Here is a 15,913-nt window from a genome sequence, read left to right as displayed (position 1 = left end):
TACATTCATTATTATAACAATATTCGTATTCAAACCAAACTAAACAACCAATCACCGATAAACTATCGGCAATTGGCTGTTTAAAAGGTGTTTTGACCCCTGTCTCAAAAACGGGGGTCAGTCCCTCATAAAGGAGCTTTTTTTATTGCATTATGCCGCATTCTATCCTCAGCCTATCGCAAACTTTACCTTTAGGTGGCCTCCGCCATCATATATAATGTGGATGTATATAAAGGGTAACCCATCATATGAACAGAAAGGTTGTTAGAATGAAGGAATTTTTTTCGATTGGAGAAGTTTCAAAGTTATTCAATGTGAAAATCTCTGCGCTTAGGTATTATGATGAAATCGGTCTTTTGAAACCGGAATATAAAGACGAGCAAACAAACTATAGATATTATTCTACCCAACAGTTTGAGCGGCTGGACACCATCAAGTATTTGAGAGCTTTAGGTCTGCCTATCAATAAACTTCTTGATTTTTACAATTCCCAAAATACAAACACTCTGATTCATTTACTGAAAAGCCAGCAAACTGAAATTGATCGCAAAAAGAGAGAATTGGAACGCATTGAAAAAAAGATCTCCCGCCGGATCATCCAAATAGAAGATGCCGTCAACACGCCGTTACATCACATTTCAAAAATCAAACTTCCCGCATTACGTGTGGCTTATTTACAGCATGAGTATATTCTCGGCCATGATATCGAACATTCATTAGCAGCATTGAGAACTCATCTGAATGTGAACGAGGATATATTTATAGGCAAGATAGGTTTATCCATTTCAGCAGCAAATGTAAAAGCAAATCAGTTCGACAAATATTCCAGCATATTCATGATTCTTGAAGATGAAAATGAAAACACTTCATCAGAAATCATTTTTCCTTCAAGAGAATATCTGCAAATTAGGTTTAAAGGGTCACATCCAGAGGCCGAACCCTATTACAAAAAGTTACTGGCATATATGAAAGAACATCATTATGAGGTAGCGGGGGACTCAATCGAAATCACACTCATTGATTATGGGATTACGAATAATCTAGACAATTATGTGACTGAAATCCTGCTGCCCATCAAGTAAACCCCAAGAATATGCTGTCAATATCCCTTGACTCTCTACTAACTAGAGGGTTTATTTTTTATGCAGGAATCATTATTGGAGGAGAAAGCTTATGTTTGGAACTATTTTTAACACAGCTATGATCATTGCAGGAAGTATCATCGGAGGGATATTCAAAAAAGGCATTAAAGATGAATACCAGGATATTCTGATGCAGGCAATGGGATTCGCTGCAGTGGCGTTAGGGATCAATGCCATTACACAGCATTTGCCTGATAGTAAATACCCCATTCTTTTTATCGTGAGTTTAGCCCTTGGAGGATTGATTGGCCAGAGCATCGATCTGGAGTTGCGATTCAACAAGCTGGTGAACAAATTCTCTAAAAGCAATTTAGCGGAAGGTTTATCAACTGCGATCTTATTATTTTGTATAGGTTCGCTGTCAATATTGGGCCCTGTTGAAGCCGCGCTGAATGAAAATTATACGTACCTCCTGACAAACGGTATGTTAGATGGGATTACCTCCATTGTGCTCGCTTCGACTTTTGGATTTGGAATAGCAGCGGCTGCCATTGTGTTATTTGCCTGGCAGGGCTCCATCTATTTATTTGCTAAAGTAATGGAGAGCGCAATCAATACAGACCTTATAAACGAAATCACAATTGTAGGAGGCATACTTATCCTCAGCTCAGGGTTAAGCATTCTGGGAATCAAGAAGTTCAAAACACTGAATCTGCTGCCTTCCCTCTTGATCCCGCCTGTTGTCATTTTCGTGATTCAGGCATTTGGATTGCATTTTTAATTATTTTAAATATTAAACAAAAAAGCAGATCATGAAAGATCTGCTTTTTCTACTACACACTGATTTGTTTCTTTTGTTCATGATCTATTTCCGGCTGTATTTCCTTTGTGAGTTGATGCCCTTCTATATCCACATTGGGAATGATCTTGTCTAGCCATTTTGGCAAATACCAGGCTGCATTCCCCATCAGCTTCATCACACTTGGAATCAGTGTCATTCTTACAATAAATGCATCAAAGAGCACACCAAAGGAAAGAGCCAATCCGTTGGCTTTAATAGAAGCTTCACCAGCAAAGATAAATCCTGCAAAAACGAAGATCATGATCAAGCCGGCTGCGGTAACAACAGGCCCGCTGTGTTTTAATCCAGCTTGAATCGCTTGTACTGGTTTTTTTGTTTTCACATATTCTTCACGCATTCTGCTTACAAGGAACACTTGATAATCCATCGCTAATCCAAACAGAATCCCAATAGATAAAATCGGCAGGAACGCGAGTATCGGCCCTTTTTCAGGTATTTTGAAAAAGTCGATGAGGTTCCCGTCTTGTAAGACAAATACACAGATTCCGAGAGTGGCTGTCATCGTCAATATGAAACCTGCAACCGCAACAAGCGGCACCAGCAGTGAACGAAAAACGATTGTCAGCAGCACAAACGCAAAACCGACAATGAGTACAGCAAACACCGGTATCGCATCATTCAGGCGATCAGAAATATCAATATTCACTGCAGTTGATCCAGTAACGAGCAAATCTACCCCGTTTTTATCTGATAAGCTGCGTACATCCTTTACCAAATCCTTCGTTGCCACATCATTTGGACCGGTTGTAGGAACTACCGTAATGATGGCAAAGTTCCCTTCTTTATTAGGCATTGCAGGAGTGACACTCGATACATGGTCTAGTTCCTTTATTTCTTTCACTGCATCTGCAAATGCTTCCGCCTTATTTCCTGTCACACTTGTGGCATCCGCTACAAGTGTTAATTGGCCATTAAATCCTTCTCCAAAACCATCGGCAAGCAAGTCATAAGCCTGGCGATCAGGATTATCCTTCGCTTTCATCCCTGCATCAGGCAAGCCCAGTTCTAAATGCATAGATGGGATACTAATGACGAGCAAAATGAGAATGCTGCATACACTTAGCATGATAGGATTTTTTGTGACAAAGCGTCCCCAGACATTTGTTTCAGAGCTTTGTTTTTCTTTTTTCTTGTTTGGTTTCGGAATCATCCGTTTCCCCGCTATCGACAAAACGGCAGGCACAAGCGTGATTGAAGCGAGAACAGCTAACAATACACTAAGCCCTGCTGTCAGCCCCATTGCAGACATAAACGGAATGTTAACGACAGTCAATCCGCAAAGCGCGACGATAACAGTAAGTCCGGCAAAAACGACTGCACTTCCTGCTGTTCCCGTGGCTCTCGCAATCGATTCATTTTTTTGTATACCTTCACCTAAAAACTGGCGGTGTTTCGTAAAAATAAATAAAGCATAATCAATACCAACCGCAAGGCCAATCATTCCGGCTAATGAAAGGCTGACGGACGCAATATCGAATACTTGTGTCCCAATCAACACCAGTCCAATACTTACACCTAAACCAATTAGTGCTGTTAAAATCGGCAAACCTGCTATTAATAAAGAGCCGAAAGTAATGGCTAACACGACAAAAGCCAAGATAATGCCGACAATTTCAGATACTCCGCCTATCTCCATCTCGGCTCCTGGCACATCTCCGCTAAGTTCCGTCTGTAATCCCTCATCATCAGCTATTTTCAAACTGTCTTTTAAGTGTTTGATAGAGTCATCTTTGATATCATCTGCTGAAGATTTATACTTGATATCAGCATAGGCAACTGTGCCGTCTTTCGCGATTGTTCCTGTAACAAAAGGACTCGCAATCGAGTCAACGGAATCATCTTTATTGATTTCCTTGAACGTATTTTCGATTGCTGTTTTCGCTGATTTTGCAGTAAGCTTCTCTCCATCTTCAGCACCGAAAATAACCCGTATGCTTCCTTTATCAGGACCGTGAGGAAATTCTTTATGAATGACATCCAGCGCTTTTTCCGAAGGTGTGTCAGGTATGGACATATCCTCAGAAAAACTTGGTTTTAATGTGATGGCAAGCCCTATCGAAGCAACTAACACAACGATCCACGCACATATTACTTTTATGCGATGGCGAGCAACCCATCCTCCTAATTTATATAACATTCTAGACATGATAATCTCCTTTCAGCACATTGCTTGATCACATTCTTTGCTTTCTCATTGTAGTTGACAATGAAATAAAAAAAACGTACATTCGGGCATGTACGTTTGGGCAAATTGCAAATATATGATGTTATTCATCTAATGTCAGAATGCCTCTTTGCATGGCAATCGTCACTGCCTCAGTTCTTGAATTCGCGCCTAATTTATTGTAAATGGACGTTAATCTAGACTTTACGGTTCGCTCAGAGACGCCCAAATCAAAGGCGATCGCTTTGCTTTTAAGACCTTTCGCAATTGCTTTTAGAACAATGACTTCCTTTTCTGTCAGCTGCGTATCACTGCTCTGCTTCTTCATCCGCTCCCATTGGATTTCTTGCAGACGTTTTAAAATATCAGGCTGCAGCAGCACATTTCCTCCTAGCGCTGCATCCATTGTATGAAATAGGGTTTCTGAACTCGTATCCTTCAGCAGATATCCTTTCGCTCCTAATTCAATTCCTTCGATCATTAAGTGATCTTCATTATACGTAGTCAAAATAATGATGGGGATGTCGTGTTGTTCTTTTATTTGTTTTATGGCTTCTAATCCGCTCATCTCAGGCATATACAAATCCATGAGAATGATATCCGGTTTTAATTCATCTGCAAGGCGGACTGCTGCTTTGCCATTTTCCGCCTCTCCTATGATGGTGTAGTGATCATTCGTTTCAATTAAAAGCTTCAGACCTTCCCTCACGACAAGATGGTCATCAACGATTAAAACCTTATTCATCCTGCATCTCTCCCTGAATTGGTACGTTAATCTCGATGTGTGTTCCTATAGATTTTGTACTCTTTATATTGAATTGGCCATTCATTGCTCTGACGCGTTCTTGTATACCAAGAAGCCCATAATGTCCTCTCTTTTTCTTTCCCTTTTCAACATTAAATCCTTTGCCATTGTCCTTGACAGTTAAATGCAGTCTCCCTTTTTCATCATCCCAAATAGATACCCAGATCGTTTCTGCTTCAGCATGCTTTGCTGCATTCGTTATGCATTCTCCAATGATGTAATAGCAGTTTTCAGCTGTACGAACGTCTGGCACCTGATGTAACCTGTAGTCTAAAAAACAAGCCGTGCCTGTTGACTCCTGAAAATGATCCATTAATGAGGTAATTCTTTCTTTTAAAAAACCGATTTCTTCAGATTTGCTGCGCAGATCGTCAATCGCTGAACGTGCATCAGCTAATGTGCTTTTGACTCTATTCATAGATTGCTGAACGATTTCTTTTGCTCTCTCTGTGTTGTCTTTGGCGAGATGAACATGAATAGCGTCCAGCTGCATATTTAAACTAACCAGACCTTGAGCAAGCGTATCGTGTAAGTCCCGGGCCATACGCTGTCTCTCGTTTTGCAGTGTCAGCTGTTCTACCTGCTGATGGGCAAGCTCCAGCCTTTCAAGAGTCAGCTGCGCTTTTATTTTTTCATCGACTTGGGCAAAAAATGTAGCGGCATAAGTGATAATCACGATCATAATAGGTACGGCAATGACAAGAAAATGCAAATATTCACCTTTGTGAATCTGATATGGAACATTGATTGACAGCAGAAACAATAAATAAAGAATGAGGAAAGTCTTTCTTCTATCTGCCATTCCTATAATCTGTCCAATCAAAAATGCATAAAGGCCAATGATGATCAGCACTAAGAAGCCCGTCATGAAATTAGCAAGTGTAAAAGTGATCAAACCTTGCAGTACAAAATAGAGAATGACCCTTTTCTTCACCCAGCGATATGAATGCCAATGCAGCAAAGCAAAAATAGCTGTCAATATTGTAAACACATGAAGCAATAAAATGGACCAGCTCCCAGTAATAAATTGCAGCACGATAGAGGCTATGTAGATCATGAGAATAAAAGCTAGTCCTGGAACTCTGAGTGCAAGCATATTTAATGCGCGCCTATCATGTGAGTAATATTTTTCTTTGAAAGGATTCCTTCTAAACAAACCTCATCCACTTCCTTTAACAGTTTAACTGAACCGTTCCTTATGAAAGCGGCACACCATTTATTTGAACGTGCAACTCATACTTTTATCCAATCATTTTATAGGAAGAGAAGGAACACAACAATACCAAGGTACATTGAACCATTAGAGGTTCGCAACATGTAATCATTGCCCAAACGTACATAATCGTTCTGCCTTTATGTACGTTTTATCTTTCCAAATTTACATTTAAAATAATGAGGAACCCACTATTCATTGAAGGAATGATCATCATGAAATCGATTGATCTCACAATTTTATCATTAAAAAGAAAAGGAATCCGAACTGAAAAAGTGTTAAAAAATCAGTGCCCTGATCGATTAAGCAATGAGAAAGACAAAAATACTCAATCAAAGATCACGTGTAAAGAAAAAGAGGAATGAACATGTATTGGTTTTTAGGTGCTTTATTATATTTTCTTATCGGTACTTGTATATTCATTGGAGTCATTAGAGACAGTCACTCAGGCTCATGGATCCTGCTTGCATTAGCAGCTCCACTCATCATTTTGGGCTATCCCTATTTTTATTCAAAGCAGCTTCTTGCCAAAAAATAGTGAAATATAATGCCATACAAACTGCACATTGGTAAAATGATCAATACCGGGATACAATCTAAGTATCTTAAGGAAAGGAGTCTTGCCTTATGAGTCAAAGAGTGTCCTACTATGATGTTGCACCTGAAGGTATGAAGATGATGATGGATATGGAGAAATACACGAAGCAATCTTCAATTAACCGAACCACGAGAGAACTGATCAAAATCAGAGTTTCTCAAATAAACGGCTGTGCTTTTTGCTTAGATATGCATACTTCCGATGCCCGCAAAATGGGCGAAACTGAACAGCGAATTTACTGTTTAAGCGCTTGGAATGAATGTGATTTTTATTCACCTGAAGAGAAAGCGGCTCTCGAACTGTCTGAGCACATTACCCTCATTCCATCTAAAAGGGTTCCTGATGAGCTGTACCGTCGAGTGCGGGAGCATTATGATGAAAAACAATATGTTGACCTTGTTCTCATCATCAATCAGATAAACAGTTGGAATCGCATCTCTATTGCAATGGGGAATAAAGCAACTTAAACATAAAAAGAAGGAGTAAGATGTTAACGAATCCCACTCCTTCTTTATTATTTCTGAGTAAATGCCTCTCCTCCAATACTCAAACCCTAAATATACATTTTCAAGTACTTCTCAAATGCGTTTTTCCCGCTTTGTGTAATCTTAACCGCTCTCGTTTTCGGCATACGAACGATCCATTTTTCTTCTAACATGCGTACCAATAGGGCATTTCCTAACGCTCCTGCAAGATGATGCTGCCGCTCACTCCAATCTAAACAGCAGCGGGCAAATGCCCTCCTCTTATTTCGCTGCTGTTCTTCGTTGATGCCAAAATTCGAAAAGAACAAAGAGCCCTCTGACGTCACCTCAAAGTTTAAATCGACTTTTTTTAACATCCCCTGCTCAACAAGTGAATTTGTGATTTGCACGCCCACATAACCTGCCAGATGATCATAACAGGTACGGGCAAAATGCAAGTCACTTTTCTCTTTTGAATCTTTTAAAGACGTGACTTTTTCTTTAGGTGCAATGCTAAGCAACTGTTCGATCACGCTGGCAGCCTCTGAGTTAGACAACCTATAATACCGATGTCTTCCATGCTTCTCTACGCTAATCAGCTTTGCTTCAAGCAATTTATTCAGGTGAAAACTTGCGGTTTGAGGTTTAATGTTAGCGAGATATGCAAGCTCTCCCGCAGGGTGTATCCTTCCATCCATTAGGCTGAGAAGAATGGAAGAACGAGAGGGATCAGATAGCAACGAAGAGATTTTTGCAATATTAGGATTCATGATTTTCCTCCTTACATTCATATTTCGATGATAGTTGAAATGTTAAACCTTTACAATATGTATGTAATGATGACAAGGAGGAATAAGCGTTGGACATTGAACAAGACACTCATTTTAAAGAAATCAAACCAAAAATCATGTATTATGGGTCCTCAACATTTCTTCTTTCCACATTGAATGAGGATGGCACCACTAATATTAGTCCTATGTCTTCTTCTTGGGCTCTTGGAAACTATATTGTCCTTGGAGTAGGCCTGGGGGGAAAAGCCATTGAAAATTTGGAAAGACACAAAGAATGTGTCATAAACTTGCCTGGCCCGGATTTATGGGAACACGTTGAAAGAATTTCGTCTTATAGCGGAAAAAAGAATGTGCCGCCTTTGAAGAAACAGCTCGGGTTTACATATAAAAAAGAAAAATATGAGGCAGCAGGTTTAACACCTTTGAAATCAAAGACGGTAGCACCAACACGAATTAAAGAATGCCCTATCCACATTGAAGTCGTAGTCAAACATATTCGGATCCCAGAATATGAACCATCATTTGCGATTGTAGAGACACAAGCATTACATTTTCACGCCGAGAAAAGGATCATATTGAACGAAAACCATATAAACCCTTCTAAATGGAGTCCACTTATCTATAATTTTAGACATTATTTTGGTTTAGGAAGAGAAATAGGAAAGACCTTTCGTTCAGAAACATGACCTTTTTTACCTTTTCAAAACCAAGCCATCATCAGGCTTGGTCTCTTTTTGTGTGAACATCCATTTAAGGATATAGAGTTACTTACTTGCTAATTCTTTTATCATCAAACCCAATTCATAAATCCCCTTTTGAAGGTCTTCAAGGGATGCATAAGCATATGATAAGCGTACATAATTCCCCTTCTCCTGAGCATAGATACTGCCGAGATTAAGAAGAATCCCTTTTGATAAGGCTTTCGTATAAAGTAATTTCATTGATATAGCAGGCAATATTTTTATCCAGACAAAGAATCCTCCCTTAGGAACATTCCATGTTGCAACATTCTTCAAATGGGTCTCTAAAGCACTCAAGACCAATTCCCTTCTCACCTTTAATTGCTGTCTAACGATTTCTACATGCCGCTGGTATTGGCCGGATGTAAACCACTCTGCCGCTACTCTCTGGGATAACGAACTGGATCCGTAATCTGTTTGCATTTTAATGTCGGATAAACGTTCGATCACAGGTTCCGGACCGACGATCCATCCGATCCTCAAGCCAGGACTTAACGTTTTCGATAAACTGCCTATGTATAGCACATGTCCACTTTTATCTATTGTTTTGATAGGATATGGCGGAACTTCATCGATCCATAACTCACGATAAATGTCATCTTCAATAATGGGAAGCTGTGTATTCTCACTTGCTGCTAAGATTTCTTCTCGTCGCTTTTTGGACATTAAAATACCGGTCGGATTATGAAAACATGGATTTGTATATAATATAGCCCTTCCCCGTGCCCCTCTAGGCATATGAATATTTTCCGGCAAAAGCCCGTCTCGATCCATAGGAAGGCCAGTCAGTTTCATACCGGCAGATTGAAACACGTGTAATGAATAAAGGTAGGATGGCTGATCAAGATAAACGGTTGATCCTCTTTGCAAAAGGCCCATTGATATCAACTGTAAGGCTTGCAACGCTCCAGAAACAATCAGAACGGAAGAAGGTGAAGCATTGATTCCAATAGTTCTTAAATAGTTGCTTAATGCCTCTCTCAATGGGAAATAACCTTTTGGTTCCTCATATCCGAATGCTTCCATGTTTTGAGATACCTTGCCCATCATCTCTTTCATAGCAGCCAAAGGAAAAATCTCAGTTGAAAGCTCGCCTTTGCTGAGCTGTATTAGATCCGTATTTGATTCCGATTGGTTTATCTCTTGAACGATTTTTTGGCTAGGCTGCTGGATTCCAGAGGTTACATATTGATCCCAATTAGGAGCAGAATTTTTAGCCAGTAGTGTCCATGTATTGTTGATAACAACTGTGCCCTTCCCCATTCTGCCTTCTATTAACCCGTCTGCCATTAATTCCTCTAAGGCTGTAATCACTGTGCTTCGATTTACCTGAAAGTCTTTTGCAAGCGTGCGCTGGCTTGGAATCTTGCTTCCAATCGGCCACTCTCCATTTCCTATTTTCTCCTTTATAAAATGAATGATTTGTATGTACTTAGGAAGTTTTTTCATCTTTTTTTCTTCTGGAAAGCTCATGATAAGCAGTCTCCTTCAAACTAAATTGGTTGGGTTAAAATCCGTTTAACTGGTTGAAGCCATACCACCAAATCTTTATTAGTATAGAAACACATTAAATAACTGGTTGGTTTTTGTAAAGAGGAGGGAGAAATATGCGAAAGAAAACAGTTCAAATGATCATATCTAACAGTCTGATGATCGGTTTGTGGGCATCAGCTTTTCCTGGGATTCGCGCAGGCTTGGAAGATTACACACCAGAACATCTTGCTTTATTTCGTTTATTAGTCGGCTCTCTGGCATTGTTGCTTTTTGCGGTTTTTACACAGATGCGCTTACCTGACATGAAGGACATTCCTGCCATTTTCTTTTTAGGATTTTTAGGTTTTGCACTCTATCACAGTTTGCTGAATATCGGTGAAAAAACAGTGAGTGCCGGAGTTGCAAGCTTACTCGTCACCACGGCACCAATCTTTTCTGCTATGTTATCCTGCCTGTTTTTTAGGGAGCATTTTGGATTTACTAAATGGATAGGCTCTATCATCAGTTTATTTGGTGTGTCATTAATTGCATTTGGGACAGGAGACTATACATATTCATTGAAAGGTATTGTGATCATTCTGCTGGCAGCTTTTTCAGAAAGCATTTACTTCGTTTTTCAACCCCGTTACATCAAAAAATATGGTTTTATTCCATTCGTTACATTTACAATTTGGGGCGGAACAGTACCTATGCTTGTTTTTTTACCAGGCTTAGGCGGGGAGATGATAAACGCATCCATGAACGCAACATTGTCTATTGTTTATTTAGGTTTATTGCCAACAGTTGTGCCATACTTTGCACTTGCATATGTCACTTCACTCGTCGGTGCTTCTGAAGCAACCCTTTCACTTTATGTAACACCGGCTTTGGCCTTGATCATTTCTTGGGTGTGGATAGGTGAAATACCCGTATTCTTCTCCCTGCTAGGCGGGGTGGTGACAATCGGCGGAGTGTGTTTCACCTACCTAAAAGGAAATAAAATGAATCAGATTTTAATCCCCCATTTTTCTTCTAAAAGGGGTAACAAACTCTAAAGCAAAAAAGATACCAAACATCGTTTGGTATCTCCTTTATTCGTTACCTGGTAAAAACATATTTTCATTTATAACCTCTTTTTGAAACTGGGCAATAAATGGCTTATGATTGAATGCTATTTTATATTTGCCAAATAAGTAGCTGCTGCTTTATTCAGGAAATAAGCGTAACCTGTTTGCAATTGCTCAAGCATATTTCTATGAAACTCATCAGCGATGAAAAATTCTGTCTGATTTAGAAAGTCTTGCGGTGTTGATGGATGCCCCTTTTTTCTCAAAAAGGCTAAGTGTTCTTTTACTCGATCCAAAACGTTTGGATCGTTTGCCGAGAAGCCTTCTTGCAAGAATCGAACCATATCTTCATTAAATGACTGCGCTTCTATGGCAGAATCGTTCATTGCTTCTACATCAATTGTTTGATTGGATAAATCAAAATCATACTCTTTTTTCAAATGTTCATTTTGGTCTTTTAAGGCTTCTTCCCATTCTTCTTCAGATTCAAAACCTTTAAACATTGTTTCCATATCTAATTCAACTCCTTCTTTGGCACTTTTGATAGAGGAATTGATTGTCTTGACCAGTCCTTTAAATCGTTCGATTTTTTGTTCTAATAAATATTTTTGCTGGATCAGCATATTTTCTCTATCAGTTTCTCCATCTAATAATTGTTGAATTTCTTTGAGAGGAAAATCCAGTTCTTTGTAAAAAAGGATTTGCTGTAATCGTTCGATATCCTTTTTTCCGTATAAACGGTAGCCTGCTTCCGTCGTTTGCTCCGGAATCAAAAGGCCTAATTTGTGATAATAATGTAACGTCTTCACTGTTGTGTGAGCTAACTTTGCAACTTCACGAACGGTATACACTTCAATTCCTCCTTTCCGTGTTCTTTATACTAAGGTATCCTCGAAGGTAAGAGTCAACACATTCATTTCACCTTTTATGACTAAAAACAACAAGCCATGTAATGAAAAAAAGAACCTTTTATAGGTTCTTTTTCATTACGATTTTCCGGTTAATGAATAATCATCAGCCAAATGTACAGGCCGACAAGTGTAATAAATAGTGTTGGGATTGTTAGAATGATTCCTGTTTTAAAATACGTGCCCCAGGAAATCTTCACACCTTTTTGTGAAAGGACATGGAGCCATAATAGTGTCGCCAAGGAACCAATCGGTGTTATTTTAGGTCCTAAATCTGAACCGATGACATTTGCATATATGAGCGCTTCTCTCATCATCCCATGTGTATCTGTGCCGGCAATAGCCAGTGCATCAATCATGACAGTCGGCAAGTTATTCATAACGGAAGAAAGAATCGCCGCAATAAAGCCCATTCCAATCGTACCTGCAAACACTCCTTGATCAGCCATGGTTTGAATCACATCTGAAAGGACATCTGTCAATCCAGCATTACGGACACCGTACACAACAACGTACATGCCAATTGAAAAGAACACAATAGCCCACGGCGCTTCTTTCAGCACTTTTTTTGTATGAACGGCTGGACTCTTTTGTGCAGCAATTAAGAAAAAGATTGCAATGATACCCGCTACCACTGATACAGGGATAGATAAGAATTCACTTGCAAAGTATCCAACTAACAACAACCCCAAGATATACCATGATAGCTTGAACATGTTCTGATCTTTTATGGCTTCAACAGGTTTTTTTACCTCAGTCAGATCATAACGTTTTGGTATGCTTTTTCTAAAGAAAAGGTAAAGTACAATGATACTTGCCAGTAACGAGAACAAGTTCGGGACAATCATTCTGGATGCATAATCAATAAACGTGATATGAAAATAGTCTGCTGAAACGATGTTGACCAAATTGCTCACTACTAATGGAAGCGAGGTCGTATCTGCAATAAACCCGCTGGCAATGATAAAAGGAAAAACCAATTTTTCATTGAAGTTTAAAGCTCTGACCATCGCTAATACAATCGGTGTCAATATAAGAGCCGCACCGTCATTTGCAAATAATGCGGCGACTATAGCCCCTAATATAGATACATAAATGAACATGCGCACACCGTTTCCTTTTGCAGCCTTTGCCATATGTAGCGCTGCCCATTCAAAGAAACCGATGTTATCAAGGATTAAAGATATAATAATGATTGCTACAAAAGCCAATGTCGCATTCCAAACAATCCCTGTCACAGTTAACACATCATGAAAATTCACAACCCCGGCTATTAGAGCCAAAACAGCTCCTCCACAGGCTGACCATCCTATAGACAAGTTTCTCGGCTGCCATATGACTAATACTAAAGTTAATAAAAAGATGAATAACGCCAAAATGACTGAAGTCAATCTAATACCTCCTTACTGGCAAGACGCTTGAGTTTCCTTTTGTTTAATGTGCTTTAACAATTCGTCCTCCTGATCGATTTGATGTAAGAGTAATTGCAGTGTATCAAACTCGGGACATGATTTATTTATTGAATAATAACGCCATTGCCCTCTTCTGTCCTCGTTCACAAATCCCGCGTTTTTTAATTTTCGCAAATGCTGGCTGATAGCAGGCTGACTCATTTCGAACATATCAACCAATTGACAGACACAATATTCTTTTTCAAGAAATATTTTCATCATCATAAGCCTTGTTTGATCACTAAGTGTTTTTAAACAGCGGGTCATCGCAGCAACTCCTATTTTTGTATCAACAGTCATATGAGCCCCTCCTTTAAATCAATATATAATTAAATCATTATATAGGCTAATTGATTATACATTACCCTTTAGTTTGATATATGTTTGAAAGTTTTTGTTTCCTCCGGAAAGATTGTAAACGTCTTTTATTCCCATATTGATCAAAATGTTTTGGGCTGCATTTCCTGTTACCCCGCTATTGCAATAAGTGATTGTGGTGAGATCAGGATCTAGTTTGTTTGCACGTTCCCGAAGTTCTGACAAAGGAATATTCAATGCATCAGGCACGTGTGAGACGCGATATTGTTTTTCAGCCCTTGTGTCGATAATTTGCAAACGTTCTCCATTATCCATCCTTTTCAATAATTCATTTGGCGTGATTAAACGATTTTTGTTTTTGATTGCATTATCAAGAGCCATTCCCGTATACATAACTGGATCTTTGGTGGTGCTGAATGGCGGAGCATATGCCAAATCTAAATGGAATAAGTCCTCTGCTTTCGCTTTAAACGTAATAGCTGTTGCAAACACATCGATACGCTTATCTACGCCTTCTTCCCCAACAATTTGGACACCGAGAATACGCCCCGTGGATTTATCTGCTACAGCCTTTATCACCAATTCTTTGCCGCCTAAATAGTCAGCTCTCGCAGGTTTGAGATTATATAGAACTTCAACGTCATACCCATGCTCTCTTGCCTCTTTTTCGCTTAGCCCGGTTTGCCCTACAGTTAAGGCAAACACTCTCAGGATACCTGTTCCAAGGATGCCGCGATGCTCCAGATCCCCGCCGGTAAGTACATCTCCTGCAATCCGTCCCATCTTATTTGCAGTAGATCCCAACGGGCGATAAACCGGATCACCTGTAATCAAGGAATAACTTTCTGCAACATCACCCACTGCATAGACATCCTTTACGTTCGTTTGCATTTTTGAATTCACTGCAATCGCACCGGTTGAACCAAGGGCAACACCAGCGTCTGCTGCAATTTTCGTATTAGGCCGGACACCGGCAGCTACAATCACAATATCTGATTCAATGCACTGCCCTGATCTTGTATGAACTGATTTTTCCTCTATGGATGTGGCTTCTTCATTTAATAACAAGTGCACTCCATTTCTTCGAAGTTCTTCTTCAACTCTAAACGCCATATCCCTATCAAGGTGTGGCATAACTTGGTGACTGCGTTGAATCAAGGTTACGTCCAACCCTTTGCGGGTAAGCTGTTCAGCTAACTCCAGTCCAATATAGCCCGCTCCAATAATCGTTGCTCTTTTAGGATTTTCTTTTGTCAAATACTGATCAATTTGAGCAGTATTCTGTATCGTCCTTACTTGAAAGACATGCTCTCTATCAACACCAGGGATATTTGGAGTGATTGGCGATGCGCCTGTGGCGAGAACTAACGAATCGTATGAATCAATCTTTTCAATTCCCGTTTCAAGATCCTTCACCACAACGCTCTTTTGTTCAATATTGATTTGAGTCACTTCATGGCGGGTAAAGATGTCAACATGATATCGATCTTTAAACCATGCAGCACTTCTAGGAGTCAGGGAACTCAGATTTTCTACTTCCCCGCCTAAAAAGTATGGAATACCGCAAATTGAATATGAAATATCATAATCTGCATTATAAACTGTAATATCAATGTTTTCATTATTTCTTCGTGCTTTTGCCGCAACAGACGTACCAGCTGCAACCGAACCAACTATAATCATCTTCATTGAATAATCCTCCATTACGAGTAAATTAAATTTTTTGGTTACATGATATTTCAAGTATTCATGTCGCTTTAAACAAATATATGAAAAAACCGATTGGCCCTGTCATAAATACAAGTGCAGCCCAGATCATTAATTGGATTCCGTTTATCTTGTCTTGATGATAATCAAGTAATACGAATACACACATGAGTACGATGACAAAATGAAAAGCTGAGTCACTGCCCACGCTCCCTAGTGCCAAATCATTAGATTTTGTTACACCGCCATTATATAAGCATATATTTATAT

Annotated in this window: 17 protein-coding genes and 1 pseudogene; 8 read left to right on the top strand and 10 right to left on the bottom strand. The window is 39.5% G+C overall.

Going from position 1 to position 15,913, the window contains the following annotated elements:
- The 3 genes from LWH95_RS20845 to LWH95_RS20835 form a co-directional block, all read left to right on the top strand.
- On the top strand, window positions 1-84 hold an 84-nt coding region (locus tag LWH95_RS20845; protein ID WP_131121716.1), incomplete at its 5' end, for an IS3 family transposase.
- A gap of 185 nt (window positions 85-269) precedes the next feature.
- On the top strand, window positions 270-1,082 hold the full coding sequence (locus LWH95_RS20840; RefSeq protein ID WP_148983064.1) for a MerR family transcriptional regulator: 813 nt from the start codon (window positions 270-272) through the stop codon (window positions 1,080-1,082).
- Window positions 1,083-1,173: 91 nt separating this feature from the next.
- A complete protein-coding gene (locus tag LWH95_RS20835) occupies window positions 1,174-1,863 on the top strand; it encodes a DUF554 domain-containing protein (protein ID WP_232920302.1) in 690 nt (229 codons plus the stop codon).
- Window positions 1,864-1,915: 52 nt separating this feature from the next.
- On the opposite strand, the gene LWH95_RS20830 is transcribed toward LWH95_RS20835, so the two are convergent.
- The 3 genes from LWH95_RS20830 to LWH95_RS20820 all read right to left on the bottom strand — a co-directional run bounded on the left by LWH95_RS20830 (window position 1,916) and on the right by LWH95_RS20820 (window position 6,069).
- Window positions 1,916-4,090, bottom strand: a complete 2,175-nt coding sequence (locus tag LWH95_RS20830) for an MMPL family transporter (RefSeq protein WP_232920301.1) — start codon at window positions 4,088-4,090, stop codon at window positions 1,916-1,918.
- Between the two features lie 121 nt (window positions 4,091-4,211).
- Complete coding sequence (locus LWH95_RS20825; RefSeq protein ID WP_232920300.1) at window positions 4,212-4,853, bottom strand: response regulator transcription factor; 642 nt, start codon at window positions 4,851-4,853, stop codon at window positions 4,212-4,214.
- Window positions 4,846-6,069, bottom strand: coding sequence for a sensor histidine kinase (locus tag LWH95_RS20820; RefSeq protein ID WP_232920299.1), 1,224 nt, complete (start codon window positions 6,067-6,069; stop codon window positions 4,846-4,848). Before LWH95_RS20820 ends, LWH95_RS20825 begins: the two co-directional genes overlap by 8 nt.
- A gap of 272 nt (window positions 6,070-6,341) precedes the next feature.
- On the opposite strand from LWH95_RS20820, the gene LWH95_RS20815 reads away from it, so the two are divergent.
- The 3 genes from LWH95_RS20815 (at window position 6,342) to LWH95_RS20805 (ending at window position 7,191) form a co-directional block, all read left to right on the top strand.
- Window positions 6,342-6,491 carry a hypothetical protein gene (locus tag LWH95_RS20815; RefSeq protein ID WP_003240557.1) on the top strand — a complete coding sequence of 50 codons (150 nt, stop codon included), beginning with the start codon at window positions 6,342-6,344 and terminating at the stop codon, window positions 6,489-6,491.
- Window positions 6,488-6,664, top strand: coding sequence for a hypothetical protein (locus tag LWH95_RS20810; protein ID WP_148983059.1), 177 nt, complete (start codon window positions 6,488-6,490; stop codon window positions 6,662-6,664). The genes LWH95_RS20815 and LWH95_RS20810 overlap by 4 nt, the downstream gene beginning before the upstream one ends.
- A gap of 89 nt (window positions 6,665-6,753) precedes the next feature.
- A complete protein-coding gene (locus tag LWH95_RS20805; RefSeq protein ID WP_232920298.1) occupies window positions 6,754-7,191 on the top strand; it encodes a carboxymuconolactone decarboxylase family protein in 438 nt (145 codons plus the stop codon).
- 86 nt (window positions 7,192-7,277) lie between these two features.
- Here LWH95_RS20805 and LWH95_RS20800 read toward each other — a convergent pair whose 3' ends face one another.
- Complete coding sequence (locus tag LWH95_RS20800) at window positions 7,278-7,958, bottom strand: ArsR/SmtB family transcription factor (protein ID WP_232920297.1); 681 nt, start codon at window positions 7,956-7,958, stop codon at window positions 7,278-7,280.
- A gap of 89 nt (window positions 7,959-8,047) precedes the next feature.
- Here LWH95_RS20800 and LWH95_RS20795 point away from each other — a divergent pair, with 89 nt between their 5' ends.
- Window positions 8,048-8,665: a flavin reductase family protein gene (locus LWH95_RS20795; protein ID WP_232920296.1), complete on the top strand. Its 618-nt coding sequence runs from the start codon at window positions 8,048-8,050 to the stop codon at window positions 8,663-8,665.
- Window positions 8,666-8,743: 78 nt separating this feature from the next.
- On the opposite strand, the gene LWH95_RS20790 is transcribed toward LWH95_RS20795, so the two are convergent.
- Complete coding sequence (locus LWH95_RS20790; RefSeq protein ID WP_232920295.1) at window positions 8,744-10,192, bottom strand: aminotransferase-like domain-containing protein; 1,449 nt, start codon at window positions 10,190-10,192, stop codon at window positions 8,744-8,746.
- Between the two features lie 134 nt (window positions 10,193-10,326).
- Between LWH95_RS20790 and LWH95_RS20785 the strand changes: the two genes are divergently transcribed.
- Window positions 10,327-11,247, top strand: a complete 921-nt coding sequence (locus LWH95_RS20785; RefSeq protein ID WP_232920294.1) for a DMT family transporter — start codon at window positions 10,327-10,329, stop codon at window positions 11,245-11,247.
- A 116-nt stretch (window positions 11,248-11,363) separates the two neighbouring features.
- On the opposite strand, the gene LWH95_RS21755 is transcribed toward LWH95_RS20785, so the two are convergent.
- From LWH95_RS21755 to LWH95_RS20760, 5 genes and pseudogenes are all read right to left on the bottom strand, one after another.
- On the bottom strand, window positions 11,364-12,110 hold the full coding sequence (locus tag LWH95_RS21755; protein WP_225516338.1) for a MerR family transcriptional regulator: 747 nt from the start codon (window positions 12,108-12,110) through the stop codon (window positions 11,364-11,366).
- Between the two features lie 149 nt (window positions 12,111-12,259).
- Complete coding sequence (locus LWH95_RS20775) at window positions 12,260-13,558, bottom strand: arsenical efflux pump membrane protein ArsB (protein WP_003240543.1); 1,299 nt, start codon at window positions 13,556-13,558, stop codon at window positions 12,260-12,262.
- A gap of 12 nt (window positions 13,559-13,570) precedes the next feature.
- The gene (locus tag LWH95_RS20770) at window positions 13,571-13,918 is read right to left on the bottom strand and encodes an ArsR/SmtB family transcription factor (protein WP_060398001.1); all 348 of its coding nucleotides are present in this window, start codon (window positions 13,916-13,918) and stop codon (window positions 13,571-13,573) included.
- Window positions 13,919-13,972: 54 nt separating this feature from the next.
- Window positions 13,973-15,625, bottom strand: a complete 1,653-nt coding sequence (locus tag LWH95_RS20765; protein ID WP_232920293.1) for an FAD-dependent oxidoreductase — start codon at window positions 15,623-15,625, stop codon at window positions 13,973-13,975.
- A gap of 58 nt (window positions 15,626-15,683) precedes the next feature.
- Window positions 15,684-15,913: pseudogene (locus LWH95_RS20760) on the bottom strand (hypothetical protein); the annotation flags it as partial.

Source organism: Bacillus sp. G16 (assembly GCF_021282335.1).
In the GTDB taxonomy this organism is placed as follows: Bacteria; Bacillota; Bacilli; order Bacillales; family Bacillaceae; genus Bacillus; species Bacillus inaquosorum.
The sequence above is the reverse complement of the archived record's forward strand: the minus strand, read 5'-3'. Positions and strand labels throughout refer to the sequence as shown.

Excerpts from the sequence above, each read along its gene's own strand:
- LWH95_RS20840 (WP_148983064.1), top strand. The coding sequence starts at position 270 with ATGAAGGAATTTTTTTCGATTGGAGAAGTTTCAAAGTTATTCAATGTG.
- LWH95_RS20835 (WP_232920302.1), top strand. The coding sequence starts at position 1,174 with ATGTTTGGAACTATTTTTAACACAGCTATGATCATTGCAGGAAGTATC.
- LWH95_RS20830 (WP_232920301.1), bottom strand. The coding sequence starts at position 4,090 with ATGTCTAGAATGTTATATAAATTAGGAGGATGGGTTGCTCGCCATCGC.
- LWH95_RS20825 (WP_232920300.1), bottom strand. The coding sequence starts at position 4,853 with ATGAATAAGGTTTTAATCGTTGATGACCATCTTGTCGTGAGGGAAGGT.
- LWH95_RS20815 (WP_003240557.1), top strand. The coding sequence starts at position 6,342 with ATGAAATCGATTGATCTCACAATTTTATCATTAAAAAGAAAAGGAATC.
- LWH95_RS20810 (WP_148983059.1), top strand. The coding sequence starts at position 6,488 with ATGAACATGTATTGGTTTTTAGGTGCTTTATTATATTTTCTTATCGGT.
- LWH95_RS20805 (WP_232920298.1), top strand. The coding sequence starts at position 6,754 with ATGAGTCAAAGAGTGTCCTACTATGATGTTGCACCTGAAGGTATGAAG.
- LWH95_RS20800 (WP_232920297.1), bottom strand. The coding sequence starts at position 7,958 with ATGAATCCTAATATTGCAAAAATCTCTTCGTTGCTATCTGATCCCTCT.
- LWH95_RS20790 (WP_232920295.1), bottom strand. The coding sequence starts at position 10,192 with ATGAGCTTTCCAGAAGAAAAAAAGATGAAAAAACTTCCTAAGTACATA.
- LWH95_RS20785 (WP_232920294.1), top strand. The coding sequence starts at position 10,327 with ATGCGAAAGAAAACAGTTCAAATGATCATATCTAACAGTCTGATGATC.
- LWH95_RS20770 (WP_060398001.1), bottom strand. The coding sequence starts at position 13,918 with ATGACTGTTGATACAAAAATAGGAGTTGCTGCGATGACCCGCTGTTTA.
- LWH95_RS20765 (WP_232920293.1), bottom strand. The coding sequence starts at position 15,625 with ATGAAGATGATTATAGTTGGTTCGGTTGCAGCTGGTACGTCTGTTGCG.